The organism is Actinocorallia herbida (genome assembly GCF_003751225.1).
GTDB lineage: Bacteria > Actinomycetota > Actinomycetes > Streptosporangiales > Streptosporangiaceae > Actinocorallia > Actinocorallia herbida.
In genome coordinates, this window is record NZ_RJKE01000001.1 from 2395468 (window position 1) to 2414830 (window position 19363).

Annotated in this window: 15 protein-coding genes; 12 read left to right on the top strand and 3 right to left on the bottom strand. The window is 72.4% G+C overall.

The genetic code is table 11. From position 1 onward, the window contains the following. Positions 1-140 precede the first annotated feature (140 nt). The 8 genes from EDD29_RS11265 (at position 141) to EDD29_RS11295 (ending at position 11480) form a co-directional block, all read left to right on the top strand. Positions 141-1547 (top strand): alpha/beta hydrolase domain-containing protein, encoded by a 1407-nt coding sequence (locus EDD29_RS11265; protein ID WP_123664343.1) that lies wholly within the window; start codon positions 141-143, stop codon positions 1545-1547. A gap of 1005 nt (positions 1548-2552) precedes the next feature. Next, positions 2553-2900, top strand: a complete 348-nt coding sequence (locus tag EDD29_RS11270; RefSeq protein WP_148085924.1) for a hypothetical protein — start codon at positions 2553-2555, stop codon at positions 2898-2900. Positions 2901-3033: 133 nt separating this feature from the next. Next, complete coding sequence (locus EDD29_RS11275) at positions 3034-6276, top strand: acetyl-CoA carboxylase family protein (RefSeq protein ID WP_123664345.1); 3243 nt, start codon at positions 3034-3036, stop codon at positions 6274-6276. Between the two features lie 130 nt (positions 6277-6406). Further along, positions 6407-6844, top strand: a complete 438-nt coding sequence (locus EDD29_RS11280; protein WP_123664346.1) for a Fur family transcriptional regulator — start codon at positions 6407-6409, stop codon at positions 6842-6844. Positions 6845-6873: 29 nt separating this feature from the next. After that, on the top strand, positions 6874-9084 hold the full coding sequence (katG, locus tag EDD29_RS11285) for a catalase/peroxidase HPI (protein WP_123664347.1): 2211 nt from the start codon (positions 6874-6876) through the stop codon (positions 9082-9084). A 329-nt stretch (positions 9085-9413) separates the two neighbouring features. Beyond that, positions 9414-10190: a hypothetical protein gene (locus tag EDD29_RS46230; RefSeq protein WP_211359647.1), complete on the top strand. Its 777-nt coding sequence runs from the start codon at positions 9414-9416 to the stop codon at positions 10188-10190. Positions 10191-10206: 16 nt separating this feature from the next. Further along, complete coding sequence (locus EDD29_RS46235; protein ID WP_211359648.1) at positions 10207-11085, top strand: hypothetical protein; 879 nt, start codon at positions 10207-10209, stop codon at positions 11083-11085. After that, entirely contained in the window at positions 11082-11480 is a 399-nt protein-coding gene (locus tag EDD29_RS11295; protein ID WP_123664348.1) for a PPOX class F420-dependent oxidoreductase, read from the top strand. Before EDD29_RS46235 ends, EDD29_RS11295 begins: the two co-directional genes overlap by 4 nt. Positions 11481-11772: 292 nt before the next feature. Here the strand turns inward: EDD29_RS11295 and sigJ are convergent, their stop codons facing one another. From sigJ to EDD29_RS11310, 3 genes are all read right to left on the bottom strand, one after another. Continuing rightward, positions 11773-12708, bottom strand: coding sequence for an RNA polymerase sigma factor SigJ (gene sigJ, locus EDD29_RS11300; protein ID WP_123664349.1), 936 nt, complete (start codon positions 12706-12708; stop codon positions 11773-11775). After that, positions 12705-13451 (bottom strand): SDR family oxidoreductase, encoded by a 747-nt coding sequence (locus EDD29_RS11305; RefSeq protein ID WP_123664350.1) that lies wholly within the window; start codon positions 13449-13451, stop codon positions 12705-12707. Before EDD29_RS11305 ends, sigJ begins: the two co-directional genes overlap by 4 nt. Before the next feature lie 94 nt (positions 13452-13545). Further along, the gene (locus EDD29_RS11310; protein ID WP_123664351.1) at positions 13546-14580 is read right to left on the bottom strand and encodes an NAD(P)H-dependent amine dehydrogenase family protein; all 1035 of its coding nucleotides are present in this window, start codon (positions 14578-14580) and stop codon (positions 13546-13548) included. Between the two features lie 130 nt (positions 14581-14710). On the opposite strand from EDD29_RS11310, the gene EDD29_RS11315 reads away from it, so the two are divergent. From EDD29_RS11315 to EDD29_RS11330, 4 genes are read left to right on the top strand one after another with little or no spacing between them, the layout of a single operon-like run. Then, positions 14711-16066 (top strand): NtaA/DmoA family FMN-dependent monooxygenase, encoded by a 1356-nt coding sequence (locus EDD29_RS11315; RefSeq protein ID WP_123664352.1) that lies wholly within the window; start codon positions 14711-14713, stop codon positions 16064-16066. Next, positions 16063-17250 carry an LLM class flavin-dependent oxidoreductase gene (locus EDD29_RS11320; RefSeq protein WP_123664353.1) on the top strand — a complete coding sequence of 396 codons (1188 nt, stop codon included), beginning with the start codon at positions 16063-16065 and terminating at the stop codon, positions 17248-17250. Before EDD29_RS11315 ends, EDD29_RS11320 begins: the two co-directional genes overlap by 4 nt. Before the next feature lie 49 nt (positions 17251-17299). Further along, on the top strand, positions 17300-18430 hold the full coding sequence (locus tag EDD29_RS11325; RefSeq protein WP_123664354.1) for an MsnO8 family LLM class oxidoreductase: 1131 nt from the start codon (positions 17300-17302) through the stop codon (positions 18428-18430). Further along, positions 18427-19287, top strand: a complete 861-nt coding sequence (locus tag EDD29_RS11330; RefSeq protein WP_123664355.1) for a glutathione S-transferase C-terminal domain-containing protein — start codon at positions 18427-18429, stop codon at positions 19285-19287. Before EDD29_RS11325 ends, EDD29_RS11330 begins: the two co-directional genes overlap by 4 nt. Positions 19288-19363: the final 76 nt, after the last annotated feature.

Genomic DNA, 19363 nt, shown 5'->3' on the forward strand with positions numbered 1-19363 from the left:
CTTTCTTCTGAGAATATAATTCTTGCCAGCCAAGAATCCAGTTCTGACAAGGGTCCGTTCACGCCGGGCCCTGGCTGGCCGCGCGGAGCGCGTGTTATGCAAGGTCTCCCCCTGTTGAGCGCGGCCCGGCTGGAGGACTTTTGCGCGTCACGGAGCGGCTGACCGGCAGGCCGGGCCTCATCTCGACCTTCTTCGACCTCGGTGAGCACGGCTATACCGCCGACGAGTACTTCGTCTCCGGCACGGCGGCGAGGTACGAGCACGCGGGACCCGTCGAAGCCGACGGGCTGTGGACCGCGCGCGAGGCGGGCGAGGCGCCTTACACGACCCGGATCGTCGTCTACCGCCCTGCGGATCCCGCCGCGTTCGACGGCACCGTGGTGGTGGAATGGCTGAACACCTCCTCCGGCGCCGACACCCCGGCGGTCTGGCTCACCGCGCATCGGCACCTGCTGCGTTCCGGGCACGCCTGGGTAGGGGTGAGCGCCCAGGCCGACGGGATCCACGGCGGGTCCCTGTTCGCCTCCCGCTCCGGCGCGTTCAAGTCGATCACTCTGCCGCCGCTCAAGGACAGCGACCCCGAGCGCTACGCCGCCCTGGCCCATCCCGGAAACCCCCACTCCTACGCGATCTTCACGGCGCTCGGCGCGCTGCTGCGCGAGCGGGTGACGGCCGAGGCGCTCGGCCTGCCCGGTGTGCGCACCCTGCTCGCGGCGGGCCAATCCCAGTCGGCGGCCTGCCTCGTGACCCATCTCAACGCGGTCGCGCCCCTGCACCCGGTCTATGACGGCTACTTCCTGCACGGAAGGCCCGGACTTCCCTCCGGCCTGACGACGGGTTCGCGCCTGGAGCCGGAACAGGTCCCCGCCCGGGTGCGCACCGACGGCCGCGCCCCGATCCTCATCGTGCAGAGCGAGACCGACGTCTTCGGGCTTCTCGACGCCGTCCGCTCCCGCCAGCCCCACGACGGCCGCCTGCGCGTCTGGGAGATCGCGGGCGCCGCGCACGCCGACACCTACACGCTCTCCGCCTCGTTCCGTGACTCCGGCACGCTCGCCCCGGCCGACCTCGCGGCCCTCCTGGCCCCCACCGACACCCCGCTCGGCACCCAACTCCCCGCTCCCATCAACTCAGGTCCCCAACAGCACTACGTCGCCCAGGCCGCCCTCGCCTCCCTCCTCCGCTGGACGACCGACGGCATCCCGCCCGGCTCGCCGATGCCGCTGGGCACGCTCCGCGCGCCCGACGGCACCCTGTCCCTCCGCACCGATGACGACGGCATCGCCCGCGGCGGCGTCCGAACTCCCTGGGTAGATTCGCCGATCTCGCTGCTCACCGGCCTCCCTCACACGAGGGATATCGGCCCGGCTCTGCTCTTCGGCGCGACCCACCCCCTCCCCGGCCTGCCCACCCGCTACCCCGGCGGTCTCCCCGACTACCTGGCGCACTTCGAGTCCGCCGCCCTCCGCTCCCTCGAAGACGGCTTCCTCCTGGAGCCCGACTACACCGAGGCCATAGCCCTGGCCGAAGCCGCCTACCCCCGCTGATCCCCTCGGCCCTCCCGCCCCCGAACCGCACGCGACGAGTCGTCGCCCCGGCACCACCCCCCGCCCCAGCGCGCCGGACGCGTCCGCCGGGTCGGCTCACGCGGTCCGATGCGGCCTTTGACCTCCTGCCCCGACGCGTCCCTCCGGGTTCGCCCCTGACCCGGCCGGGCTTGTCTTCGGCCCGGCCGAGATGGCCTGGTGGCCGAGGCGTGGTGCCGACCTCTCCCGTCGGCTTCCCGCCCCGGAGGCGACCCGGGCTTCCCGCGCCGGGGGCCGTGGCTCTCGTCGCGGCCGCTCATCCCCGCGGATCCTCTCGAGCGCCGACCGCCCGCCGAACCGGACGTGGCGAGTCGTCGACCCGGAACCACCGTCCGACCGGCCTCCCGCACCGGCCTGCTGAGACGGGTCCGCCGGGCTGGATCGCGCGTCCGGCGCGGTCGACGCCTTCCCGCCCGGGAACCGACCCGGGCTTCCCGCGCCGAGGTGGCCCGGCGGTTTCCGCTTCGACGTGGCTTTCGGCTTCCCGGCCTGAGGTGGCCTGGCGGGTCGGCTTGCGCGTCCGGCGTGGCCCGTCGATTTCCCGTTCTGGGGTGGCTCGGCGGTTTCAGGCTCGGCGTGGCCTGTCGGTTTCCCGTTTTGAGGCGGCCCGGGACTTCGCGCCCGGAGGTGTCGTGGTGGGTCGGCTCGTGTGCCGACGCGGCCCGTCGGGTTCCCGTCCCGAGGGGTCCTGGTGGTTCCGTGTCGACGTGGCGCCGCCGACTTCTCGCCTCGAGGTCGGCTGGGGGCTTGGCTTGCGTGCCTGACGTGGCTCGGATGTTCGGACATTAAGGGTGTTCGGTGGATGAAAGTGGATACAAATGGGCGGAACCTATGTGCGGGGCTGTTCGGGGGCTGGGGTGCGGCGGGATGCGGGGCGGGGTTCCCGCAGCCCGCGGATAGGGGGCGTCGTCTGGCGGCGGCGTATGCCGTCCGGGTCGTTCGGCTCTCGGGTGCCGGGGTGCCGGGGTGCCGGTCGGGCTCGTCGGGCTCGCGGGAGGTGTGCCCGGTGCGCTGCTTCTGGCGGTCGCCAACGCGATCGTGCGCGGGGCCGCGTACCGGCCGGACGGCCCCGCGGACCTGGACGCGAAGGCGTTCACGGACGACGGGTTCGGGTTCGCCGTGATGGTCCGCGCGGTGTTCCGGGTGGTTCTCGGCGGGTTTCTGGTGGTGGCCGTGCCGGGTGTCCTTCGGGTGCTGCGCGTCGGGCGTCGTGGTCCGTACTGGTTGCTTCTGTGCGTCTTCTGCGTGTCTCCCTACGCTGCGGCCGAGTTGAGCACGGGAGCGGGCCTGTTCCCGCACGGGATCCTCTTCTGACCGCCGAACTCCCATAAGACGCCCACGGGCGGGTGTCCGGGGTGTTGGGCGGATGCACTGGGTCGGGTGGGAAGGGTGGTCTGGGGGGAGCCGGGTGGTGAGGATGGGGGTTCGCTGTCCTTGAGGAGGAGCCGTGGTGGAGAAGGTGCTGGTCGCCAATCGTGGGGAGGTCGCGGCTCGGGTGGTGCGGGCGGCGCGAGGGCTGGGGATCGGGGTGGTGGGGGTGCGCGCTCGGGACGAGGAGGCGGGCGGGCATGTGCGGCGGTTCGAGGAGGTCGTGGTGCTGCCGGGGGAGGGCGCCGCGGCGTATCTGGACGCGGGGGCGCTGGTGGAGGCCGCGCGAAGGAGCGGCGCCGACGCGGTGCATCCGGGGTACGGGTTCCTCGCGGAGAGCGCGGAGTTCGCACGGGTGTGTGAGAACAACGGGCTGGTCTTCGTGGGGCCGTCGGCCGGGGTGCTCGAGCTGTTCGGCGACAAGGCGAGGGCGCGGGAGGCGGCGCGGGAGGCCGGGGTGCCGGTGTCGCCCGGGACGGACGGGGCGACCGACCTGGACGGGCTGTACGGGTTCTGGGACGGGCAGGCCGTCGAAGGCGGAGGGGTCGTCGTCAAGGCGCTCGCCGGAGGCGGCGGACGAGGGATGCGGGTCGTGCGGGAGCGCGAAGGACTCTCCCATGCCTACCGTGACGCCTCCGCTGAGGCCCTTGCGGCGTTCGGCTCGGGGGAGGTGTGCGCGGAGCTGCTCATCGAGGGTGCCAGGCATGTGGAGGCGCAGGTCGCGGGGGACGGGACCGGGCGAGCCGCGCACCTGTGGGATCGGGAGTGCAGCGTGCAGCGGCGGCATCAGAAGCTCCTCGAGGTGGCGCCGAGTGGGGTCCTGCCGGAAAGCGCGCGCGCTGAGCTGCTCGACGCGGCCGTAAGGCTCGCCGAACAAGCGCGCTTGCGGGGGCTGGCCACTGTGGAGTTCCTTGCGCTGCCCGACGGGAGGTTCTTCTTCCTCGAGGTGAATCCGCGGCTCCAGGTGGAGCACACCGTCACCGAGCAGGTCCTGGGGATCGACCTGGTCGCCGCGCAGTTCCGGCTGGCCGCGGGGGCGTCGCTGGAGGAGGCGGGGCTGACGGGCGTCGGCGCGCCGCGCGGGTGCGCGATCCAGGTGCGGGTCAACGCCGAGACGGTCCGGCCCGATGGGCTCGTCGCGCCCGCGGCCGGGACGCTCACGAGGTTCGAGCCCGCCGGGGGCGCCGGAATCCGGGTGGAGACCACCGGACATGTCGGGATGAAGGTGGATCCCCGGTTCGACTCGCTGCTCGCCAAGCTCGTCGTCCACGACCCGTCGGGGTTCGCTGGCGCGCTGAGGCTCGCCCGCGAGGCCGTCGCGGAGACCGCGATCGAGGGGACCGCGACGAACCTCGCGCTCCAGGCCGCGATCCTCGCCCACCCCGACGTCGCGGAGGGCCGCGCCGACACCGGCTGGCTCGACCGGGTCCTGCCCGGCCTCGCCGCCGAGGCCGCCGACGCCCCGCGCGCGCACGAACCCGCCGACGACCGCGCGCTGGCGGCCCCCGTGGCGGGCCTCGTCGTCGCGGTCGAGGCCGAGCCGGGCCGGACGGTCAGGGCGGGCGACGTCCTCGTGATCGTCGAGGCGATGAAGATGCAGTACCCCGTGGCCGCCCCCTTCGGCGGAACGGTCGCGGTGCCGCGCGTCAAGGTCGGCGACGTCGTCGCCGAGGGCGAGCCGCTGCTCCTGCTCGACCCGGACGGCTCCGGCGGCCCCGAGGCACGCCAGGCGGCCGAGATCGACCTCGACGCCGTCCGCCCCGACCTCGCCGCGTTCCGCGCCCGCCGCGCGCTCCTGCACGACGACGCCCGCCCCGACGCCGTCGCCAAACGGCACAGGCTCGGCCTGCGCACGGCCCGGGAGAACATCGCCGACCTCACCGACGGCGAAGGGCTCACCGTCGAGTACGGCGGCCTGGCCGTGGCCGCCCAGCGCGCTAAGAGAAGCGAGGAAGACCTCCAGGCCCGCACCCCCGCCGACGGCATCATCACCGGCCTTGGAAGGGTCAACGGCGAGGAGTTCCCGCCCGACCGCTCGACGTGCGCGGTCCTCGCCTACGACTACACGGTCCTTGCCGGCACCCAGGGCTACTACGGCCACCAGAAGACCGACAGGTTGCTCAAGCTCGCCCGGGAACGCCGCCACCCCGTCGTCTTCTTCGCCGAAGGCGGCGGCGGACGCCCCGGCGACACCGACGCCCCCATGGTCGCCGGCCTTCACTTCCCGACCTTCGCCGCGATGGGCGCGCTCAGCGGGGTGGTCCCGACCGTCGGGATCGCCGCGGGCAGGTGCTTCGCGGGCAACGCGGCCCTGCTCGGCACCTGCGACGTCGTCATCGCCACCCGCGACGCGACGATCGGGATGGGCGGCCCGGCGATGATCGAGGGCGGCGGCCTCGGCGTCTTCACCCCCGAGGAGGTCGGCCCGATCGAGGTGCAGACGCGCAACGGCGTCGTGGACGTCGCCGTCGCCGACGAGGCGGAGGCCGTCGCGGTCGCCAAGCGCTACCTGTCCTACTTCCAAGGGCCTGTCGACGCCTACGAGACCGCCGACCAGCGGCTCCTTCGCCATCTCGTCCCGGAGGACCGCAAGCGCGTCTATGACGTCCGGTCCGTGATCACCACCCTGTGCGACTCGGCTTCCGTGCTGGAACTGCGCGCCGCCTTCGGCAGGTGCGCGATCACCGCGCTGGCCCGGATCGAGGGCCGTCCCGTCGGCCTCATCGCCAACGACCCGGCGGTCCTCGGCGGCGCGATCGACGCCGACGGGGCCGACAAGCTCGCCCGGTTCCTCGATCTCTGCGACGCGTTCGCCCTGCCCGTCGTCTCCCTGTGCGACACGCCCGGGTTCATGGTCGGCCCCGACGCCGAGAAGACCGCCACGGTCCGGCATTTCCCCCGCCTCTTCGTCCGCGGCGGCCACCTGACGATCCCGGTGGCGATGGTCGTCCTGCGCAAGGCGTACGGCCTCGGCGCCCTGGCCATGTCGGCCGGGCACTTCCACAACACGTCCGCGACGCTCTCGTGGCCCACGGGCGAGTTCGGCGGCATGAACCTGGAGGGCGCGGTCCGCCTCGCCGCCCGGGACGCCCTCGCCGCGATCGCCGATCCCGACGAGCGGCAGCGCGCCTTCGAGGAGATGGTCGCCTACTCCTACGCCCAGGGCAGCGCGCTCAACACGGCCTCCTATCTGGAGATCGACGAGGTGATCGATCCGGCGGACACCCGGTCCGCGCTGGGCGCCCTGCTGTTCGGCGCACCCGTCCAGGTCCGTGACGGATGGGCGAACCCTTCCCGTCGCACAGGGGTCGACACGTGGTGATCAATAGCAGTGATCATGGCGCTGAGCAGGGAAGATCCTCAGAGGTGGCGGGGGCTTTCCCGGCCGGACACTAAACTTGGCCCTGTCGTTATCTTGTGTGATTCGTGTTTAGGAGGGTAGGTTTGTCGCCATGACCGCACCGCAGACACCGACCGCCGCCGAGCAGCTGCGCGGCGCGGGCCTGCGCGTGACGGCCGCCCGCGTCGCACTGCTCGAGACCGTTCGGGTGGGTGACCACCTCGGCGTCGAGGCGATCGCCTCCGGGGTGCGCGATCGGGTGGGCCACATCTCCCTACAGGCCGTCTACGAGGCCCTCAACGCCCTCGCCACGGCCGGACTCGTGCGCCGCATCGAACCCGCCGGAAGCCCGGCGAGGTACGAGGGACGCGTCGGGGACAACCACCATCACCTGGTGTGCCGCGCGTGCGGCGTCGTCGCCGACGTCGACTGCGCGACGGGAGAGGCGCCCTGCCTGACCGCGTCCGACGACCGCGGCTTCTCGATCGACGAGGCCGAGGTCATCTTCTGGGGGCTCTGCCCCGATTGCTCCACCGCCAGAACCGCCTGAGCCAAAGATCCTGCACGGAAGGATTTCCCTTGTCTGAGAACAACGACGCCATCGTGACCGACGCGAAGGCGGAGGGCTGCCCCGTCGCGCACGTCCGCGCGGCACACCCGACCCAGGGTGGCGGAAACCGCCAGTGGTGGCCCGAGCGGCTGAACCTGAAGATCCTGGCGAAGAACCCCGCCGTCGCGAACCCGCTCGGCGAGGAGTTCGACTACGCCGAGGCGTTCCAGGGCCTCGACCTCGCGGCGGTGAAGGCCGACCTCGCCGAGGTCATGACCGACTCCAAGGACTGGTGGCCCGCCGACTTCGGCCACTACGGCCCGTTCATGATCCGCATGGCTTGGCACAGCGCCGGCACCTACCGGACCAGCGACGGCCGCGGTGGCGCGGGCGCCGGGCAGCAGCGCTTCGCGCCGCTGAACAGCTGGCCCGACAACGGCAACCTCGACAAGGCCCGCCGTCTGCTGTGGCCGGTCAAGAAGAAGTACGGCCAGGCCATCTCCTGGGCCGACCTCATGATCCTCGCCGGCAACGTCGCGCTGGAGACCATGGGCTTCAAGACCTTCGGCTTCGCCGGAGGCCGCGAGGACGTCTGGGAGGCGGAAGAGGACGTCTACTGGGGCCCGGAGACCACCTGGCTCGACGACCAGCGCTACACCGGCGACCGCGAGCTGGAGAACCCGCTCGGCGCCGTCCAGATGGGCCTCATCTACGTCAACCCCGAGGGCCCGAACGGCAACCCGGACCCGCTGGCGTCCGCCCGCGACATCCGTGAGACGTTCCACCGGATGGCGATGAACGACGAGGAGACCGCCGCCCTGATCGTCGGCGGGCACACCTTCGGCAAGACCCACGGCGCGGGCCCGGCCGAGGCCGTCGGCGCCGACCCCGAGGCCGCTCCGCTCGAGGCGCAGGGCTTCGGCTGGGCCAGCACCCACGGCACCGGCAAGGGCGGCGACGCCATCACCTCCGGTCTCGAGGTCACCTGGACCGCCACCCCGATCACCTGGGACAACTCCTTCCTGGAGACCCTGTACGGGTACGAGTGGGAGCTCTACAAGAGCCCCGCGGGCGCCAACCAGTGGCGTCCGGTCGACGGCGGCGGCGCGGGCACGGTGCCGTCGGCGCACGACGCGTCCAAGAAGATCCAGCCGTCCATGCTCACCTCGGACCTGGCCCTGCGCTTCGACCCGGTCTACGAGCAGATCACCCGCCGCTGGCTGGCGAACCCCGACGAGCTCGCCGACGCGTTCGCCAAGGCCTGGTACAAGCTGACGCACCGCGACATGGGCCCGATCGCCCGCTACCTCGGCGCCGAGGTCCCCGCCGAGGTGCTGCTCTGGCAGGACCCGCTGCCCGCCGCCGACGGCGACCCGATCGACGCCGCCGACGCCGCGTCGCTCAAGCAGCAGATCCTGGCCGCCGGCCTGACCGTGTCCCAGCTGGTGTCCGCCGCCTGGGCGTCGGCCTCCTCCTTCCGCGGCAGCGACAAGCGCGGCGGCGCCAACGGCGCCCGGGTGCGCCTCGAGCCGCAGAAGGACTGGGAGGTCAACGACCCGGAGCAGCTCGCCACCACGCTGCGCGCCCTGGGCAAGGTCCAGGAGACCTTCAACTCCGCGCAGACCGGCGGCAAGAAGGTCTCCCTGGCCGACCTGATCGTGCTCGCGGGCAACGCCGCGGTCGAGAAGGCCGCCAAGGACGCCGGATTCGACGTCGAGGTGCCGTTCACCGCGGGCCGCGTCGACGCCGCGCAGGAGCAGACCGACGTCGAGTCGTTCGCCGCCCTCGAGCCGAAGGCCGACGGGTTCCGCAACTACGTCGGCAAGGGCACCCGCCTCCCCGCGGAGTACCTGCTGATCGACCGCGCGAACCTGCTCACCCTGAGCGCCCCCGAGCTGACCGTCCTCGTCGGCGGCCTGCGCGTCCTCGGCGCCAACGCCGGCGGCTCGCAGCACGGCGTGCTCACCGCGACGCCGGGCGTCCTCACGAACGACTTCTTCGTGAACCTGCTCGACATGGGCACCTCCTGGTCCGCCGCCGGCGACGACAGCGGCACCTACGAGGGCAAGGACGACTCGGGCGCCGTCAAGTGGACCGGAACCCGCGCCGACCTGGTGTTCGGCTCTAACTCCGAGCTCCGCGCCCTCGCCGAGGTCTACGCGAGCGACGACGCCAAGGCGAAGTTCGTCAACGACTTCGTCGCGGCCTGGGCGAAGGTCTCGGACCTCGACCGGTTCTAAGGCAAGGTCCTCACCCCGGGCGCTGCCCGGCTGAGGTGAACCGCTGACGGCGGCCGTCCGCGCGCGAGCGCGGACGGCCGCCGTTCTCGCGTGTCGGGGTATTGAACTGTTGCCCGTTGATTGTTCAGGAGTGTTCGGAAGCGTCCACAAGGTCGTGTCCGTGGTGTCCGTGGCGTCCGTGGGTTGGGGGTGTGGCCGCTGGTTCCGGCAGCCTGGCGTGGACTGTGTGTTGTCCGATTCCCGGGACATGGCCCTGGCACCGGGAGTAGGTTCTCGATTGATCACGTTCGGTGACTTCGGTCAGGTGAGGGGGGTCGTCTGCTGTGGGTGTGTCGATGCCGCTGCGGTCGATGGTCGCGCCGTTCGTGGTCGCCGAGGCTTGTGGTGTGTCGGTGCGGACCCGTCTGAAAGACCTCACCACCCGGGACGAGGAGGTGTTGCGTCGGGTCGTCGCGCATCTGGGATCCCTCGCTGCCCGGGACCTGAAGGTGCGTTGTGCTGACGGGCTGGGGCATAGCGCCCACCGGTGGGCGGAGCGTAAGCGGGAGCTGACGGTGGTTTCGTCGTCGAGGTGGGCGGGTGCGGTCACGAAGGCCTCGCATGATCAGTGGGCGCTGGCCCGCCGTTCTCAGACCGCGCACATCACGGCCCTGGATGCCGCGATCGCCACGATCACTGGCCGGCTTGCTCTGCCGGTCGGGCGGAAAGGCGCCAAAGGTGTGCCGGGCGGGTACCGGTCGGTCGCGGAGCGGTTCGGGAAGTCCCGTCGCCTCACGGTGCTGCGACAGCGCCGGGAGCGGGCCGTAGCGGATCGGGCCGAGGGCCGGGTGCGCATCGTGCGGGGCGGAAAGAGCCTTGCTCGTTCCCGGCATCATCTGGAGGCCGCAGGGTTGAGTGAGGAGCAGTGGCGGGGCAGGTGGGAGGCGGCCCGCCGGTTCTTGTCCGCGGACGGCGAGACCGGCAAGCGATACGGCAACGAGACCCTGCGCGTCACCCCTGACGGGCAGGGTGTCGATCAAGCTGCCCGTCCCGCTGGCGGAGTTCGCGAACGCCCCTCACGGCCGGTACGTGCTGTCCGCCCGAGCCCGTTTCGCGCACAGGGGTGAGGAGTGGGTGGGTCGGGTGGAGGTGGATCGGGCGGTGGCCTACCGCATCCACCTGGACCCCGCACGGGGCCGCTGGTACGTGGACGCATCCTGGCAGCGCCCACCCGTTCAGGCGATCCCGTTGAAAGCGGCGCTGGCCTGCGGTGTGGTGGGGGTCGACACCAATGCCGACCACCTCGCCGCCTGGCACCTCGACACCCGCGGCAACCCGATCGGAACAGCCCGAAGGTTCTCCTATGACCTGTCGGGCAGCGCCTCGCACCGCGACGCGCAGCTCCGCCACGCCCTCACCCGGCTCCTGCACTGGACGCGCCGTCTCGGCGTCGCCGCGATCGCCATCGAGGACCTCGACTTCACCGACGTCAAAACCCGCGAGAAGCACGGCAGACGGCGTCTGCGCCGGGTCGTTCACGGGATCCCGACGGGCCGGTTGAAGGCCCGGCTGGTCTCGATGGCCGCCGAACACGCGATCGCCTTGGTGGCGGTCGACGCGGCCTACACCAGCCGGTGGGGAGCCGAGCACTGGCAGCAGCCCACCAGCACAGCGTCACGCAAGACCAGCCGTCATGAGGCGGCGAGTCTCGTGATCGGACGGCGCGCCCAGGGCCTTGGTGCCCGGCGTCGGACGGCACCGCCCCCGCATCACCGTAGTGATGGTGCGGGGCATCGGACCGTCCAGGCCCGGCACCACGACCCAGGGTGCGAGGAACCCCGCCCCGTCCGGATCGGAGGGCGGACACGATCCGCCGCTCCACCGGGCGCGAGAAGGCAAGGGGAACCATTCTGTCCAGCACCGTTCGGGACAGACGCACTCACCCCGGGAGGAATACTCCTGGACAGTGCTCAGGAACGGTTGACCTCAAGCCCGGTTGAGGGTGGAGGGTCGGACACATGACCTTCACCGCGGAAGAACTCCGCTACCTCGCCGGCCAGCGTCTCGGCCGCCTCGCCACGCTCGCCGCCGACGGCACCCTCCAGAACAACCCGGTCGGCTTCACCGTGCACGAGGCCGAGGGCTACATCGAGATCGGCGGCTACGACATGGGCAAAAGCCGCAAGTTCCTCAATATCCAGAAGAACCCCGAGGTCTCCCTCGTCATCGACGACATCGCCTCCCTCGACCCCTGGGAGGTCCGCGGCATCGAGATCCGCGGCCGCGCCGAACCCGTCACCGGCATTGAGCGGGGCCCCTCGGAGTCCTACCTCAGCGCCGAGGCCATCCGCATCCACCCCCGCCGCATCCGCAGCTGGAACCTGGAAGGCAGCTCCTCGGCCCGCTGGCTCCCCTGATTCCCGCACCGGGAGCCTTACACGGCCCCGTCAACGGCTTCCCAGGCCCGCACCACGACCATCAGTCCGAGACGATCATAAAGGACCTCCTGGCCTTGGCCGCAGCATCCCCCAGCTCGGCCTCGGTCATACCGGCGCCCCTTCGCGGCGGCCACCCGGAGCGGCCGCCACCAAGGCGATGGCCCGTATGGCCGCGCGCCTTGCGCGGCGATTTCAGCGCTTCCCCCAGGTCTTCCCGGTGCCTGCCCGGTCTTGCGGAATGGCGGTGGATGCCGAAGGGGTCTGATGCTTGTTACCTGGGTGGGGGTTTGTGGGGGTTGTTCCAGGGGGTGAGTTTGTCGGGGTTGAGGATGATCCAGAGTTGGGTGATGTGGCCGGAGGTGATTTCGGCGGAGACGACGCCGTGGACGGTGCCGTCGACGGTGATGGCGGCGCCGGGGCGGCCGTTGACGGTGGTCTCGGTGAGGGTGGCGGTGGGGGCGATGGCGTGGACCTTGCGGAGGATGCCCAGGAGGAAGCGGGCGACGCGGTCGGCGCCGATGACGGGGCGGCGGGCGGCGCTGACCTTGCCGCCGCCGTCGCTGCGGGCGGTGACGGCGGGGTCGAGGAGGGCGGTGAGGGAGTCCAGGTCGCCGGTGAGGCAGGCGGCCTTGAAGGCGGCGATGACGCGGGCGCCGTCCTCGGCGGGGGTGAGGGCGGGGCGTTCGCGGGCCAGGCGGCGGCGGGCGGAGGCGGCGAGCTGACGGCAGGAGGCGGGGCTGCGGCCCACGGCCTCGGCGATCTCGGCGAAGGGGACGCCGAACACGTCGTGCAGGATGAAGGAGACGCGTTCGGCGGGGGTCACCGCGTCGAGGACGACGAGCATGCCCATCGCCACGGACTCGTCGAGGGTGATCCGTTCGGCGGGGTCGGCCGCGCCGGAGGGGGCCGCGCTCGTCCAGGTGCCCGCGCCGGGGAGCGGTTCGGGCAGCCACTCGCCGGTGTAGCGCTCGCGGCGGCGGCGCGCCGAGGCCAGGACGTCGAGGCAGATGCGGCTCGCGACGCGGGTGAGCCAGGCGGCGGGCCGCTCGATCGCCTCCCGCTCGGACTCCTCCAGCGCGTACCAGCGCGCGTATGTCTCCTGGACGACGTCCTCGGCGTCGTGCACCGAGCCGAGCATCCGGTATCCGAGGTCGAGGAGGCCGCGCCGCTCGTCGGCGACGGGCCGGGCGCTCTCCGGCGAGGTCATCGGGCCTGCTCGGTGAGCCAGGCGGCGAAGGTCTGGGTGCCGCGCGGCCCCGGCCCGGTGGGGAGCAGGCCGCCTTCGCGCATCGCCTTGCCCGCTTTGCCGGGGAGGGGGAGGGCGAGGACGGGGCGGCGGTCGCCGCGGGTGCGCAGTAGGGCTCGGACCATGGCGGGAAGGTACTCCTCGCGCGGTCCGGCGAGGTCGGGGACCCTGCCCTGCGGGCCGCCCGCGGCGAGTCCGGCGAGGACCGCGGCGGCCTCGCGGGCCGCGATCGGCCGGGTGCGGGCGGCCGGGACGAGCGCGACGGGGCCGGGCGGGAGGGTCTGGCGCGTCTGCGCGGCGAACTCGTGGAACTGGGTGGCGCGCAGCACGGTCCACGGGACGGCGCCTTCGGTGACGAGCCGCTCCTGGAGGACCTTGCCCTGGTAATAGCCGAAGGGGACCCGGTCGATCCCGACGATCGACAGCAGCACGTGGTGCCGGACGCCGGCCCGGGTCTCGGCCTCCAGCAGATGGGTGGTCTCGGCGGTGAAGAACGCCTCGGCCTTGCCCCTGCTCAAGGTGGAGACGTTCGCCGTGTCGACGACCGTTTCGACCCCGTCCAGGGCCTTGTCCAGGCCGTCGCCCGTCACCAGGTCGACGCCCGCGGCTCGGCTGAGCACGACGGTCTCGTGGCCCGCCTCCGCCAGGGCCGCCACGATGTGCCGCCCGATCGTGCCCGTGCCTCCGGCCACCGCGATGCGCATGCCGGTCCACCCCTCGTCGGTCCGTCTCTGTCTTCTACCCTTACGACGAGACAGCCCGCCAAGATGTAGGGCAAAGCCGGAAAACGCCTCGGGATCAGCCCAGGAACGCCGTGATCTGCGGGAGGTCGACGGAGGTGCGGATGCCCGGGGCCGCGGCGCACACGTGCGGGATCGCGTTGACCGCCCGGTTGGCGGTGTAGCCCGGCGTCACCGCGCCGAGCCCGTTGAGCGGGACGGGGAAGCCGATCGTGACGTCGAGGGGCGCGTCCCCGTCGACCCGGACGCGCCAGCCGGTGGACCCGAGGTCCCAGCCGGGCTCGAGCGCCGTGGCGCAGTACCAGTTCGCCCGGAAGGTGACCACGGGCGCGCCGCCCCGCAGGCCCGTGACGATCATGCGCTGCGCCGCGACGGTGCCGGCCGCCAGCGTGCCCGCGGCGATCTCGACGGTCTCGGGGGTGACGGCGACCTCGCCGGACGCCTCGATCGTGTCGAGGGGGAGGCCGAGGGCGTCGGTGAGGACGGCGAGGGACGGGCCGAAGCTCGTCTTGCCGTGGGACAGGCGGGCCTCGCCGATCTCGGCGGGAGGGCGGCCGAAGCCCATGACGTCGAACAGCAGGGCGGGGGAGTCCCGCCGGGAGAGGTCGGCGAACTCGTCGATGACGAGGCCGTCGAGCCGCCTCTGGAGCGAGGTGAGGACGATCGGCAGGGCCTCGGTGATGAAGCCGGGGCTGCTGCCCGTGCTGTGGATCGAGGTGCCGCCGTGGGCGCAGGCCGCCTCGATCCGGGCCCGCAGCGCGGGGTCGAGTGCCTCGGGCCGGTGGAACTCGCCGCGCGTGGTGACGATGTTCGCGCCGGAGGCGAGGATGCGGCACACCTCGTCGAAGTCGCAGGCCAGCGGCATGTACAGGACGCAGTCGGCGCCGAGCGCGAGGATCTCCTCGACGTCCCGGGTGGCCAGGACACCGGTCGGCTCGCCCCCGGCGAGTTCGCCCGCGTCACGGCCCTCCTTCGCCGCGGAGCGCACGTAGAGCCCGGCGAGGTCGAGCCGCGGGTGCGCGATCACCTCGCGCAGCGCCTTGGTCCCGATGTTGCCCGTGGCCCACTGCACGACCCGGTACCCGTCGCTCATCGCGTTCCTCCTTCTCGATTTTGAGAACGCTAATTCCGTTTGGGAAGAAGGTCAATATCGACCGGTGCGGAACGTTGACGGCTAATGCTGGTTTTCCTACTGTTTAAGTAGGTCTTTGAGAGGGGGCGGGATGGGGCGGCAGATCCACCTCGCGGCGCACTTCCCGGGCGTGAACAACACGACGGTCTGGGCCGATCCGGCCTCGGGGAGCCAGATCGACTTCGCGTCGTTCGCACACCTGGCGCGGACGGCGGAACGGGGCAAGTTCGACTTCTTCTTCCTCGCCGAGGGGTTGCGGCTGCGGGAGATGAAGGGGCGGATCCACGACCTCGACGTGATGGGCAGGCCCGAATCCTTGACCGTCCTCGCGGCCCTCGCGGGGGTGACGACGCACCTGGGCCTGGCCGCGACCGTCAACTCGACCTTCAACGAGCCGTACGAGCTGGCCCGCCGCCTCGCCACGCTGGACCATCTGAGCGACGGCCGGGCCGCCTGGAACGTCGTGACGAGCTGGGACGCCTTCACCGGCGAGAATTTCCGCCGCGGCGGCTACCTCGCGGAGGCCGACCGTTACAACCGGGCCCGGGAGATGCTCCAGACAGCGCGCGAGCTGTGGGACTCCTGGGACGACGGCGCGATCCTCGCCGACCGGGAATCCGGGCGGTTCGTCGCCGCAGACCAGGGGGCCTTCCGGCATGCCGGGCCGCAGTTCGACATCTCCGGCGTGTTCGGCACCCCGCGCCCGCCGCAGGGGCATCCCGTCATCATCCAGGCGGGCGACTCCGAGGAGGGCCGCGAGTTCGCCGCCTCCGACGCGGACGTCATCTTCAGCCGGCACAGCGTCCTGGAGGAGGCCCGCGCCTTCTTCAAGGACGTGAAGTCCCGCCTCGCCAAGTACGGTCGCCGCCCGGACGACCTCAAGATCCTCCCCGCGGTGACCGCGGTCGTCGCCGACACCGACGCCGAGGCCGTCGAGGAGGCCGCGCGCATCCGCCGCGCCCAGGTGAGCGCGCCGACCGCGCTCGCGTTCGTCGAGGGCGTCTGGGGCCGCGACCTGTCCGGATACGACGCCGACGGGCCGCTGCCGGACCTCGACCCCGATCCGGGCGAGGGCGTCTCGCGGGGCCGGGCGCAGTTCCGCGGCGACCGGGCCGCCGTCGCGCGACGCTGGCGGGAGCTGTCGGAGGCGCGCGGCGGGCTCACGATCCGCGAGCTCGTCATCGAGGCGACCGGCCGCCAGACGTTCGTCGGCGCGCCGGGGACCGTCGCCGAGCAGATGGACGACTACGTCCAGACCCGCGGATCCGACGGGTTCATCCTCGTCCCGCACCTCACCCCGACCGGGCTCGACGCCTTCGTCGACCGCGTCGTCCCGCTGCTCCAGGAGCGCGGCTCGCTGCGCGCCGACTACACCGGCGCCACCCTGCGCGACCACCTCGGCCTGTCCGGCCCGCGAAGGCCGTCCGTGAGAGAGAAGGACGCATGACGCACCTGCACCTCGCGGTGGCGCTCGACGGGGCGGGCTGGCACCCGGGCGCCTGGCGGGACCCCCTCGCCCGGCCCGCCGAGCTGTTCGGCGCGCGGTACTGGGCGGACCTCGCGGCAGAGGCCGAACGCGGGTTCCTCGACTTCCTCACCTTCGAGGACGCCCTCGCCGTCCAGTCGTCCCGGTGGGAGGGCCCCGACGGGCGCACCGACCAGGTGCGGGGGCGGCTCGACGCGGTGCTCGTCGCGGCCAGGCTCGCCGCCGTGACGTCGGCGATCGGCCTGGTCCCGACCACGAGCACGACGCACACCGAGCCGTTCCACGTGGCGATCGGCATCGCCTCCCTCGACCACGCGACGTCCGGGAGGGCGGGCTGGCGGCCGCAGGTGTCCGGGAAGGCGGCGGACGCCTTGCACTTCGGGCGCCGGACACTGCCGGTGTTCGCACCCGAGGAGTACGGGACCGGGGCCGTCGCGGAGGTCGTCGCCGGACTGTTCGGGGAGGCGGCCGACGCGGTCGAGGCGGTCCGGCGGTTGTGGGACAGCTGGGAGGACGACGCGATCATCCGGGACACGGACACCGGAAGGTATGTGGACCGCGCCAAACTCCACTACATCGACTTCGAGGGGCGGCATTTCAGCGTCCGGGGGCCGTCGATCACGCCCCGCCCGCCGCAAGGGCAGCCGCTCATCACCGCGCTCGCCCACGACGTCGTCCCTTACGAGTTCGCCGCGCGCTCGGCGGACGTGGTCTACGTGACCCCGCACTCCGTGGCGGACGCGCACACGATCGTCGGCGCGGTCCGGGAGGCCGAGCGCACCGTCGGACGGACGGGCGCGCCCCTCAGGGTCTTCGCCGACCTCGTCGTCTTCCTCGGCCCGGCCGCCGCCGACCGCAAGGACGCGCTCGACGAACTGGACGGCGCTCCCTACACGTCCGACGCCCTGGTCTTCACGGGCACCGCGGACGACCTCGCCGACCTGCTGTCGTCCTGGCAGGAGACCGGGATCGAGGGCTTCCGCCTCCGCCCCGGCGCCCTTCCCCGCGACCTCCACCACATCACTCGCGACCTCGTCCCCGCCCTCCAGGCTCGCGGCGCCTTCCGCGGCGCGTACGCCGAGGACGTCCTCCGTACCCGCCTCGGCCTCGCCCGCCCCGCCAACCGCTACGCCCCGGCCCCGTGAGGGGCGCTGTGACCACTGTTCTTGTGAGACTTGCCTTCGGGAGGCGGCTTTGAGCGTTCCCCTGTCGATCCTGGACCTCGCGCCCGTCCTGGCCGGGGGGAGCGTGCGCGACGCACTGCGCGACACCCTCGACCTGGCGCGCCACGCGGAGGAGTTCGGGTACCACCGGTACTGGCTCGCCGAGCACCACCTCGCGCCGGGCGTCGCGTCGTCGGCGCCACAGGTGCTCATCGGAGCGGTCGCCGCGGCGACCAGCCGGATCCGGGTCGGGTCCGGCGCGGTGCAGGTCGGGCACTGGACGCCGCTGGCGGTCGCCGAGCAGTTCGGCACACTCGACGCGCTGTACCCGGGCCGGATCGACCTCGGGCTCGGCCGCTCCGGGCAGGCCCGCGCCGAACTCGCCGCCCGCCGCGCCGCGCCGCCGCCGCGCCCGGAGGCCAGGACCGTCGACGGGCTGCTGATCCCCCGTCCGTTCGACTTCGGCGTCCTCGGCACCTCCGCGGCGTTCAAGACGTTCTCCCAGCTCCAGCAGCCGGGCGCGCGGACCCCCGACTTCGCCGAGACGGTCGACGCGATCACCGCGCTCCTCGCCGGAACCCACCACATCGAGGACGGGATCCCGGTCCGCGCGTTCCCCGGCGAGGGCGCGGAGCTCGACCTGTGGATCCTCGGCAGCAGCGGCGGCGAGAGCGCGCGGGTCGCGGGAGAGCGGGGGCTGCCGTTCGCCGCGAACTACCATGTCGCGCCCTCCAACGTGCTGGAGGCGGTCGAGGCGTACCGGGCGGCGTTCAAACCGTCGGACGCGCTCGGCGAACCGTACGTGGTGGTCTCGGCCGACGTCGTGGTCGCCGAGGACGACGCGACCGCGCGCCGCCTCGCCGCGCCCTACGCGCTGTGGGTGCGGAGCATCCGCCGGACCGGCGCCGCGATCCCCTTCCCGACCGAGGCCGACGCCGCCGCGCACGAGTGGACCGACGCCGACCTCGACCTCGTCGCCGACCGGACCGCCACCCGGTTCACGGGCGCGCCGGAGACGGTCGTCGAACGGCTGCGGACGCTCCAGCGCGTCACCGGCGCCGATGAACTCCTCGTCACCACCATCGTTCACGACCACGCCGCCCGCGTCCGCTCCTTCGAGCTGCTCGCGCGCGCCTGGCACGGCACCGGAGGAACCCCATGACCTATGCCCCGCCCGTCGACGTCGCCGCGCACGGCCCCTACGGCCCCGAGAGGGTCGAGTACTCGGCGGCGGCCGGACGTCCCGTCTACCCCTTCCAGGGCCGCCTCGGCACGCCCGCCCACCCGGCGGCCGCCGGGCGCTACCACCTGTACGTCGCCTGGGTGTGCCCGTACGCGCAGCGCGTCGCGATCGTGCGTGAGCTGCTCGGTCTCCAGGACGTCGTCGGGCTGTCTTACGTGGACGACGAGAGGGACGCGCTGGGCTGGGCGTTCCGGGAACGGCGCGGGGACGACCCCGTCAACGGGTTCCGGTACCTGAGCGAAGCCTACGAGGCCACCGAACCGGGTTACCCCGGGCACCTCTCCGTGCCCGTCCTCTGGGACACCCGTTCGCGCCGCATCGTGAGCAACCACTACCCGGACATCACCTTGGACCTCGCCACGCAGTTCACCCCTTGGGCGGACCCTTCCGTGCAGCTGTACCCCGCGCACCTGCGCGCGCGCATCGACGTCCTCAACGACGAGATCTTCACCGACGTGAACGACGGGGTGCAGAAGGCCCGTGCGGCGGACCCCGAGACGGCCTCCGCCGCACGGGCTCGCTTGTCCGCGGCGTTCTCCCGCTACGACGAGGTCCTCGCACGCTCCCCGTACCTGCTCGGCGACTCCCTCACCGAAGCCGACGTGCGGCTCTGGGTGACGCTCGTCCGCTACGACTCCGTCTCCAACGCGCACGGTGAGATCTCGCCGGATTCCCTCGCGGCCTACCCCTCCCTGGCCTCCTACACGGCCCGTCTCCTAGCGCTCCCCGCCTTCGCGGCGACGACGGACCCGTCCCTCATGCCCCTCGCCGGCTGACCCCGTTCCCGCAGGTCACCCGCATTGACTCCACTCGGTGGCGGCACGTAGCGTCTTATGTGCTCTACGTAGCCAC